Origin of the sequence: Lentzea sp. NPDC005914 (genome assembly GCF_040629405.1) — a bacterium.
Classification (GTDB): domain Bacteria; phylum Actinomycetota; class Actinomycetes; order Mycobacteriales; family Pseudonocardiaceae; genus Lentzea.
Genome location: NZ_JBEXVQ010000082.1, coordinates 1 through 8,192 on the forward strand (window position 1 = coordinate 1; position 8,192 = coordinate 8,192).

General features: G+C 68.0%; 11 protein-coding genes and 1 pseudogene. 5 read left to right on the forward strand and 7 right to left on the reverse strand.

Going from position 1 to position 8,192, the window contains the following annotated elements; translation table 11 throughout:
• Together ABZ345_RS47115 and ABZ345_RS47120 are read left to right on the forward strand one after the other, a co-directional pair.
• Window positions 1-212 (forward strand): hypothetical protein (locus ABZ345_RS47115; RefSeq protein ID WP_359862259.1); only part of this gene is annotated, 212 nt, incomplete at its 5' end.
• A complete protein-coding gene (locus tag ABZ345_RS47120) occupies window positions 212-373 on the forward strand; it encodes a hypothetical protein (RefSeq protein WP_359862261.1) in 162 nt (53 codons plus the stop codon). The genes ABZ345_RS47115 and ABZ345_RS47120, both read left to right, overlap by 1 nt.
• Window positions 374-725: 352 nt before the next feature.
• Here the strand turns inward: ABZ345_RS47120 and ABZ345_RS47125 are convergent, their stop codons facing one another.
• Window positions 726-986 (reverse strand): hypothetical protein, encoded by a 261-nt coding sequence (locus ABZ345_RS47125; protein ID WP_359862263.1) that lies wholly within the window; start codon window positions 984-986, stop codon window positions 726-728.
• Window positions 987-1,064: 78 nt separating this feature from the next.
• Here ABZ345_RS47125 and ABZ345_RS47130 point away from each other — a divergent pair, with 78 nt between their 5' ends.
• Both ABZ345_RS47130 and ABZ345_RS47135 read left to right on the forward strand, forming a co-directional pair.
• A complete protein-coding gene (locus ABZ345_RS47130) occupies window positions 1,065-1,538 on the forward strand; it encodes a hypothetical protein (RefSeq protein ID WP_359862265.1) in 474 nt (157 codons plus the stop codon).
• Window positions 1,539-1,861: 323 nt separating this feature from the next.
• Window positions 1,862-2,578, forward strand: a complete 717-nt coding sequence (locus ABZ345_RS47135; protein WP_359862267.1) for a spermidine synthase — start codon at window positions 1,862-1,864, stop codon at window positions 2,576-2,578.
• Between the two features lie 16 nt (window positions 2,579-2,594).
• On the opposite strand, the gene ABZ345_RS47140 is transcribed toward ABZ345_RS47135, so the two are convergent.
• From ABZ345_RS47140 to ABZ345_RS47150, 3 genes are all read right to left on the reverse strand, one after another.
• Window positions 2,595-2,900 carry a hypothetical protein gene (locus tag ABZ345_RS47140; protein ID WP_359862269.1) on the reverse strand — a complete coding sequence of 102 codons (306 nt, stop codon included), beginning with the start codon at window positions 2,898-2,900 and terminating at the stop codon, window positions 2,595-2,597.
• The gene (locus tag ABZ345_RS47145; protein WP_359862271.1) at window positions 2,884-3,123 is read right to left on the reverse strand and encodes a DUF397 domain-containing protein; all 240 of its coding nucleotides are present in this window, start codon (window positions 3,121-3,123) and stop codon (window positions 2,884-2,886) included. Before ABZ345_RS47145 ends, ABZ345_RS47140 begins: the two co-directional genes overlap by 17 nt.
• A 139-nt stretch (window positions 3,124-3,262) precedes the next feature.
• Window positions 3,263-4,144, reverse strand: a complete 882-nt coding sequence (locus ABZ345_RS47150) for a helix-turn-helix transcriptional regulator (protein ID WP_359862273.1) — start codon at window positions 4,142-4,144, stop codon at window positions 3,263-3,265.
• A gap of 214 nt (window positions 4,145-4,358) precedes the next feature.
• On the opposite strand from ABZ345_RS47150, the gene ABZ345_RS47155 reads away from it, so the two are divergent.
• Complete coding sequence (locus ABZ345_RS47155; protein ID WP_045316698.1) at window positions 4,359-5,177, forward strand: SAM-dependent methyltransferase; 819 nt, start codon at window positions 4,359-4,361, stop codon at window positions 5,175-5,177.
• Window positions 5,178-5,669: 492 nt separating this feature from the next.
• Here the strand turns inward: ABZ345_RS47155 and ABZ345_RS47160 are convergent.
• The 3 genes and pseudogenes from ABZ345_RS47160 to ABZ345_RS47170 all read right to left on the reverse strand — a co-directional run bounded on the left by ABZ345_RS47160 (window position 5,670) and on the right by ABZ345_RS47170 (window position 8,092).
• Window positions 5,670-6,394, reverse strand: a pseudogene (locus ABZ345_RS47160) (DUF5996 family protein).
• Window positions 6,325-7,143, reverse strand: a complete 819-nt coding sequence (locus ABZ345_RS47165) for an alpha/beta fold hydrolase (protein WP_359862275.1) — start codon at window positions 7,141-7,143, stop codon at window positions 6,325-6,327. Before ABZ345_RS47165 ends, ABZ345_RS47160 begins: the two are co-directional and overlap by 70 nt.
• Window positions 7,136-8,092 (reverse strand): alpha/beta hydrolase, encoded by a 957-nt coding sequence (locus ABZ345_RS47170; RefSeq protein WP_359862277.1) that lies wholly within the window; start codon window positions 8,090-8,092, stop codon window positions 7,136-7,138. Before ABZ345_RS47170 ends, ABZ345_RS47165 begins: the two co-directional genes overlap by 8 nt.
• Window positions 8,093-8,192 lie beyond the last annotated feature (100 nt).

Here is an 8,192-nt window from a genome sequence, read left to right on the forward strand (position 1 = left end):
ACGTCCTCAAGCGTCGCAGGCAGGCACGGGGCGAGCTCGTCCAATGGGCCGACTTCCTAGGAACCCAGATCCGCTACGACCCCAGAAGCATGTATGCCGTCGCCTACAACTCGGCCGAGGTGACCGGGCGCGTGGACGGCGTCCCCATCACGATAACCGCATACCTCCGGCGTCCTCTGTCGGATACCCGCCTCTGGCAGGCGCTCCGCTGATGGTGCGCGACGGCCGGATTCCGGCAGAGGCGCTGCGGATGGAGTCGCAGTGGTCCGACGTCGCCACGCCGACGTTCGCCGCGCAGGCCGACGCCGCTGTGAAGTTGTACTCGGCGGACCGGCTGTTGCCGCGCCGCTTCGCCCGCCGTTCGCTGGGCTAGTCCGACACCGACATCCGGGACGTGGAAGCCGAGGCGTACTCGCGCGTCGCGGGTGGCGACCAGGCCGCCGAGTTCGGCCCGAAGCCCATCCCCGAACCACGTCAGCCCGAACCCGAGTTCGACGGATCCCGCTACCGCAAGCGCGGCACCCACTTCTGTGTTCCGCGCGCCGACCACGCGCAGGCGTTCGCGCAGGGGATCTGCGTCCACACGAAAGTCCGATGGGCGCGCAAGCCGTTCATCCTCGCGCACCGCCGTCCTGCGCGCGCTGGCCACCCAGCCGGAAGGTCTGAAAGACGAGGCGATCGGCGGGCATTCCCGCACCGCGCCCACGACGGCGGAGGGCTGCACCTCACCCCCGACGAGCTGACGCTGTTGCGGCCACCGACGCCGGTACCGCGCGGGGCATTCTCGATCCGGACGTACCAGCCGCGTCAGCCCAGATCGTCACGCCGGCCGCCACGACCACCCAGCCGACGCCGACGACCACCGGCCACCACACGGACTCGGTCACCGCGATCAGCACGCTGACCACCCCGGCCGCCAGCAACACGCCCACCGCCAGCACAAGCACGGTCCGCGCCCAGGCACCGGACACGCCCCGTTCCCCCATCCTGCGCCCCTTTCCTACTTGCCAGTAGGTGATGTATCGCCTGGCAGGCGGCACTGGTTACGTAAAGGACGTAGCCCATTGCAGCTCCCGCACATCGTGACCCTCGTAGACCCGCTGGAGGTCGAAGACCAGTACGGCAACCCCAGCCCCGCGGCCGACTACGGCTCTGGCGCACCACGCCGCGATGTCCGCGGCTTCATGCAACCGCACACCTCGACCGAACCCGCCGAGACCGGCCGTCAGCCGAAGATCACCCGGTGGCGGTTGCTCACGTACTCGCCGGCCGGCGGCCGTGAACAGGTCGAGTGGCGCGGCCGGACGTTCCGCGTCGACGGCGACCCGGAGATGTGGGAACCCGCGCGGGTTCAGCAGCGCCGCCCCAGGGCGACCAGACCGAGATGCGGCTGCTTCCCCAGCTCAGCACCCTCCCCGCCGAGCGGGAAGCCGCAGCTCTGCGGGAATGCCAGAGCCGCAAGGCCATCCAGATCCGCACGGCTGAATTTGCTTGCTGTTGCGGAGTTGGCCGGCCCAGACCGCACCGAGTTGGCTTAGCTTTGTGATTGTCGTGGCTCTCGGCGGCGGAGGTGATCTGGCCGTGTTCGGCGAGCCACCCGGTGGCGCGATGGTCGCCACGGCGGGTGAACACCGCCGCACCAGAGGCGGTTCATCGCCGACCTGGGTGTCGTCAAGCCCAGCACCGGCCGCAACGATCTCGAGGGCCACGACCTGTGCACCGATCTGCACGATCTGATCGGCTGACCAAGGTGCAGCAGCGGGGTCAGGCCACCCCACCGGCTGCGACGGCTCCACACCACAGGCAGACTGTCGGCTCGCGAACCGATTCGCCGGACCGCCGCCACGGAGCTGACCAACACATGAGTGCTCGTTTCCAGGAACTCGACTGGCGCCAGACATCTTTGGGTGAACTCACGCTGCGCAAGCGACACGATCCCGTTGTGGGTGGGGAAGTCCACGAGATCAAGCTCAACGACGAGTTCCTGATGTCCAGCATGTTCACCGTCGGCGAGGTCGAACTGGCCCGCCTCGCGCTCGCGGCAATTCCGAGGGCACCCCTGGACGTGGTCGTGGGTGGTCTGGGGCTTGGCTTCACGGCGGTGACCGTGCTGGAGAACGCGGATGTCGGTTCGCTGCTGGTCGTCGACGCGCTCGGCGAGGTGATCGAATGGCACCAGCAGGGGCTCATCCCCGCCGGGTCCGTGCTGACGGCCGACGCCAGGTGCCGCCTGGTGCACGGTGACTTCTTCGCGATGCTCCGCTCCGGGCACGGCTTTGACCCGGCGACTCCCGGCCGGGCGTTCGACGCGATCATCGTCGACATCGACCACTCGCCACGTCACCTGCTGCGTCCCGGCAACGCCGACTTCTACGAGCCCGAGGGCCTGCGGCGGCTGGCCGGCTTGCTCCGTCCCGGCGGAGTGTTCGCGCTGTGGTCCAACGACCCGCCCGACGACGAGTTCATCGCCACGCTCTCGTCGGTCTTCACCGACGTCCACGCCGAGATCGTCAGCTTTCCCAATTCGTTGCAGGGCAAGGACTCCACGAACACCGTCTACCTCGCGAAGCTGACCTGAGCGGGCCGGGCCGCGGTCAGGCGGTTCGATCGTCGGGCAGTTCGAGCAGTTCCTCGATCACGCGGCAGGCGGGGCCGGTGCGCTGCCACGAGTACCGCGTCGGCACCAGGACGTTGACCTCGTCCGCCGGCATCCGCGTCGCGATCGCGTCGTTCTCGTCGTGCAGACGGACGACGTCGATGACGTTGTCGTGGGCGCGGACGCCCACGATGGCGGCGAGTTCGCCCTTGCGGTTGCGCGGGTAGAGGAACTGGAAGCCGCGCAAGATCAGCGCGTTGAGCCGGATCGTGGCGCTCTCCGTGGTGTCACGCGACGAAGTCATCGAACTCACCTTCCTTCGCACCCGCCAGGAAGGCCGCGATCTCGGCGCGAGTGAGAACAAGCGCGGGACCGTCCGGAAAGCGGGAGTTCCGCACGGCGATGTCGCCATCGTCGAGCCGGGCGAGCTCCATGCAGTTTCCGGACGCGCCGCTGTGCCTGCTCTTCCGCCAGGTCGCGTCCGTCAGCAGGGCGGCTGACATCCCGCTGTGGATCGCTTCTCCCATGGCCACTCCGCCTCCGCGAAACGGGTGCATATGCACGTGCATTTGGCTGTGCACGCACGGTAGCAGATGCACTCGCACGGGTAAATGCACGTGCATATGCACGCTCTATGGGTCGTGACGGGGCTACGGCTCGGCGGGGTTACAGCTCAGCGAGACGCTTGCTCAGCACCTGGCGCGTGCGGTCCGGCGTGTGGGCATCGATGGTCAGCCGGTCGAACATCCGGCTGTACAGCTCGAGCTCCTTGCTCCGGTCGAGATACAGGGCGCCGCCGCCGTGCTCGAGGTAGACGATGTCCGGCAGCTCCGGCTCGTCGAACCGCAGCATGGCGAACGAGCTCTCGGCCGCGTAACCGCTCAGGGAGTAGGGCAGAACCTGCAGGGCGACGTGCTTTTGCTTGGTGACGGCGAGCAAGTATTCGAGCTGACCGCGCAACACCGCCACGCCGCCGATCGGCCGGTACAGCACCGACTCGTCGATCACCGCCCACAGACGGGGCGCGCCCGGCCTGGCCAGGATCTTCTGCCTTTGCATGCGCAGGGTGACGAGCTGTTCGACCGCCTTGTCCGCGAGGTCCGGGCGGCCGCGGCTCGCGATCGCCCTGGCGTAGTCCTCGGTCTGCAGCAGGCCGGGCACGAACTGCAGCTCGTACGTGAGGATTCTCGACGCGGCTTCTTCCAGGCCGACGTAATCGTGGAACCAGTCCGGCATCAGGTCGCTGTAGCGATGCCACCAGCCCGGCTGGTTCGACTGTGCGACCATCTCGAGGAACATGTCCCGATCCGCCTGGTCGGTGACCCCGTACATGGTGAGCAGGTCGGCGACGTCGCGATCCTTCAGGCCGACGCGGCCGAGCTCCAGCCTGCTGATCTTCGACTCGGACCCGCGGATGGCGAAACCCGCTTCGCTGCGCGAGATGTCCGCGGCTTCGCGCAGCCTGCGCAGCTGCGCGCCGAGCACGATGCGCAGCGCTGTCGGGCCTCCAGGCCGGACGTTCGCCGAGTTGGAGTCAGCAGTCGCCATCAGGGCTCCTCCTTAGCGTTCCGGCCCTCACCTGCGCCAGTGCGGACAGCACAATCCACTCGAAAGGCGGTTGCTGTAGATGCAACGGCGCAAGGGGTGATCACTGTACGTGCAGCGGCGGCGCATTCACGCATTCGGCTCATATGCGTGGGCCGGGTGCGGTGTGATCTGATGCACAGAACGCCATGCCTTGTCTACGTTTGTGAGGTTCGTGATGCCCGACACCGATGTGCCCGTCTACATCGACACGACGAAGGCCAGCATCGCCAGGGTGTACGACGCCTTCCTCAACGGCAAGGACAACTACGAGATCGACCGCGAGGTGCTGCGGCGGGTGCAGCAGGTCGCGCCGGAAGCGCAGACCCTCGCGTTCGACAACCGCAACTTCCTGATCCGCGCCACCCGCTTCATCGCGAGCCAGACGGGCATCACCCAGTACCTCGACTGCGGATCGGGGCTGCCCACGGCGGAGAACACCCACCAGGTGGCGCAACGGATCCAGCCGGAAGCTCGCGTGGTCTACGTCGACAACGACCCCGTGGTGCTCGCACACGGCCGGGCGTTGCTCGAGGAGAACGACCAGACGCACTTCTCGGCCGCGAACATCTTCAACCCCAAGGAGATCCTCGAGGACCCGATCGTGCGCAAGCACATCGACTTCACGCAGCCGATCGCGTTCTTCCAGCTCGGCACGCTGCACCACTACGACGGTGAGATCAGCCCGCAGGAGATCATGCGCGAGTACATCGAGGCGCTGCCGTCCGGTTCCTACGTGGCACTCAGCCACTTCCTCGATCCGCAGACCGCGGAGCACAGCGATCTCGCCCGCCGCATGGAGGACACGTTCCTGCACAGCCCGATGGGCACCGGCCGTTTCCGCACCCGCGACGAGATCGAGGGCATGCTGGCCGGCCTCGAACTGGTCGATCCCGGTCTGTCCCTGTGCGCCGACTGGTGGCCGGACGGTCCGCGCATCACGCCTCTCCCCCCGGTGTCGTACTGCATCGCCGGCGCGGTGGGCCGCAAGCCCTGACACGGCAGGACCTGGCCTGATCAGTTGGTGGCGGCGCCGCTCTCCCTGGCCTCGTGGTTGAGTTCCGCGGCGATCGAGGCAAGCGTCACGTCTGCGCGGCGATCGCATCTCGGTGCCTACGGTGATGGCGAGCGCACCAGGTCCAAGCGAAGGTCTGAAATTCCTTAGATCGGGAGCATTCCGGCGTCTCTGATGCGGGAGGCCGCAAGCCAGGCTGAGGAAGGGTCGTCGATTTCGAGCACGAAGCCAGCAGCGGTGCGGCTCTGTCAGCGCAGAAGATCGAACAAGGAAAATGTGCAGTGATCGGGCGAATGCGCAATGGCTCGATCTCGCGGTACGACGCGGCCAGCGCTCCGTTGAGCTCAATGACGGCGTAGCCGGTGAGCCACACAGCGAACCACGGCTCTGCCGGCGCACCTAGGCCGTGTCCTGCAAGTCCGTTCGATGAGAGGCACGGGCGAGAGGCCTGGAGACGGTGCCGCCGAAGCGGCCTCATACCGGGCGTATTCGGGTGCTTCGGCGGTGCCGTCTCCAGGCCCCTCGGCCGCGACTGTCGCGGACGAGACTTGCAGGACACGGCCTAGGCGCGACTCGACGCCGGCAGCGGGTCACGGCGATGTCGAACGTGTGCCAGAAGTGGTGGACCGGGCTCGTCTTGCCGGAGAAGCCGTCCGCGAACTCCTCCAGGACCAGGTTGACCCGGCTGAGCGTCTGCCAGTACCGGGTCACCACGGACGGGTCGTACGTCCGTTCTCGGTGTCCTCGAGGAACGGGCGGGCGGCGCCGGGCAGGTCGAACGGGTACGGGTGGGCGATCGTCACGTCCGCCCCGACCGCCCGCAGACCGTGCCGGGTCGCCTCGGCGAACGCCGCCACCGAGAGGCCGGGCAGGGCGATGCTGTGCCGCAGCCCCTCGACGGTGGTGATGTCCAGGCGGTGGTCGAGGAAGTCGAAGTCGATCGTGAAGATCGGGTCGTCGCCCATCGGCCGGGTGGTGATGCCCCGCCCGGTGACGTGGAACGGCACGTTCCACGAGTGGTTGCGCCGCGGACTGGCGGCGAGCCGGACCTTGCCGACCACCTGCGCGAACCGGTGGACCGTCTCGAGGCTCTGCCGCCAGTCCGGATACGAGATCGGCGGAAACCGGGTCAAGGGATGCCGCGTTCGCGGGTGTGCCGGACCGCCCAGCCGAGGGCGTGGTCGGCGACCTCCTCCCAACCGGGCGCGCCGGCTGTGAAGTGTGGTCGTCCCTTGTACTCCTGGTACTCCACCACGGCTTTCGACCTGGCGAGGAGCTTCGCGGCCGCCTTGCTGACCGATGCCGGGACCGTGTGGTCCGCGGTGTTGCCGATCACGAGCAACGGCGGGCGGTCGTCCTTGTGGAGGTTCAGCGCGGTCGCGGCGTGCGGGGTGAAGTTCGCGAGTCCCGCCTGGAACAGCACGCGGCACGGTCCGGGCACCGCGTAACGCTCGTACGCGGCCTTGGCTTCGTCGTCGCTCATCAACGTGTTCGTGAACGAGTAGTGGAACTGCTTGGGCAACAACGAGAAGGCCTTGTTCTTGTTGGCTGGGTTGCTCAGCACCGGGAAGACGGTGCGGATCTGCGCGGGCGGCAGTCGCAGCACGCCCTTGATCTGGGCCGGGGAGATCCCGACCCCGGCCGCGCCGAGGCCGCGGTCGACCAGCAGTTCGGTCACCAGCCCGCCGAACGAGTGTCCCATGATGATCGGCGGAGCGGGCAGCGCGCGGATGATGCGGGCGTAGTGGTCGACGACCTCGGTGACGCCGAGTCCGTTGAGGACGGACGGGTTGCGGCGGATCTCCTCGACCTCGCCCTCCATCCGCGGCCACGCCGGTGCGAGCACCTCGTGCCCGCGCTGCTCGAAGCGCGCCTTCCAGCCTTCCCAGCTGCGCGGGGTGAGCCAGAGCCCGTGCACCAGAACGATCGTCGGTTTCCGTTCAGACATCACTGCCTCTCAACGCTTTGCGCAGCACGTGGATCGCCTGCTCGACCGCGCCGGTGGCCGCCGCCGTGCCGCGCAACGGGTTGAGCATCATGAAGTCGTGGATGATGCCGTTGTAGCGGACGACGGTGGTGCGCACTCCCGCCGCCGTCAGCAGACGGGCGTAGGCCTCGCCCTCGTCGCGCAGGACGTCGTTCTCGTCCACGAGCAGGAACGCCTCGGGCAGCCCGGCGAGGTCCTCCAGCGTCGCCCGCAACGGCGAGGCGGTGATCTCGCTTCGCTTCTCGCGGTCGGGCAGGTAGCAGTCCCAGAACCAGGCCATCCCCTTCGCGGTGAGGAAGGGTCCGTCGGCGAACTCGCCGTAGCTCGCGGTGTCCTGCCCGGCGTCGGTGACCGGGTAGTACATCGACTGGTGCACGAAGGTGACGTCGCCGCGCTGCTTGGCGAGAATCGTGAGCGCCGCGGTCATGTTGCCGCCCACCGAGTCGCCGGCGACGGCCAGACGCGTGCTGTCGAGGCCCGCTCCCCGCCCCTGTTTCCCGATCCACTGCGCGACCGCGTACGCCTGCTCGATCGCGACCGGGTAGCGCGCCTCCGGCGACCGGTCGTACTCGACGAACACGACGGCGGCGTCCGCACCGACCGCCAACTCGCGAACGAGCCGATCGTGGGTGCCCGCGTTGCCGAGGACCCAGCCCCCGCCGTGGACGTAGAGGACGGCGGGCAGCACCTCGGTGGTGCCGAGCGGTTTGACGATGCGCACGCGCACGTCGCCGACCTCGGCGGGCACGGTCACCCACGTCTCGTCGACGTCGAGCTTGGCGATCGGTGCGGCCTGGACGTCGTCGAGGACTTTGCGCGCCCCCTCCGGCCCCAGCTCGTACAGGAAGGGAGGTGTCGCGGTCGCCACGGCTAAGTCCAGCGCCGCGGGTTCCAGAACGTGGTCGGTCATGACTGGCTCCATAAGATTGTTGATGTTCAGGACGGGATGTTCTGGATGCCTGGAGCGACGAGGTGTGGCTGATGGTTGCTTGTCGTTGGGTGGCTTCCGA

What these genes read in the sequence shown, in the direction of transcription:
- ABZ345_RS47120 (WP_359862261.1), top strand. Translation starts at nt 212, where the DNA reads ATGGTGCGCGACGGCCGGATTCCGGCAGAGGCGCTGCGGATGGAGTCG.
- ABZ345_RS47125 (WP_359862263.1), bottom strand. Translation starts at nt 986, where the DNA reads ATGGGGGAACGGGGCGTGTCCGGTGCCTGGGCGCGGACCGTGCTTGTG.
- ABZ345_RS47135 (WP_359862267.1), top strand. Translation starts at nt 1,862, where the DNA reads ATGAGTGCTCGTTTCCAGGAACTCGACTGGCGCCAGACATCTTTGGGT.
- ABZ345_RS47140 (WP_359862269.1), bottom strand. Translation starts at nt 2,900, where the DNA reads ATGACTTCGTCGCGTGACACCACGGAGAGCGCCACGATCCGGCTCAAC.
- ABZ345_RS47145 (WP_359862271.1), bottom strand. Translation starts at nt 3,123, where the DNA reads ATGGGAGAAGCGATCCACAGCGGGATGTCAGCCGCCCTGCTGACGGAC.
- ABZ345_RS47150 (WP_359862273.1), bottom strand. Translation starts at nt 4,144, where the DNA reads ATGGCGACTGCTGACTCCAACTCGGCGAACGTCCGGCCTGGAGGCCCG.
- ABZ345_RS47155 (WP_045316698.1), top strand. Translation starts at nt 4,359, where the DNA reads ATGCCCGACACCGATGTGCCCGTCTACATCGACACGACGAAGGCCAGC.
- ABZ345_RS47165 (WP_359862275.1), bottom strand. Translation starts at nt 7,143, where the DNA reads ATGTCTGAACGGAAACCGACGATCGTTCTGGTGCACGGGCTCTGGCTC.
- ABZ345_RS47170 (WP_359862277.1), bottom strand. Translation starts at nt 8,092, where the DNA reads ATGACCGACCACGTTCTGGAACCCGCGGCGCTGGACTTAGCCGTGGCG.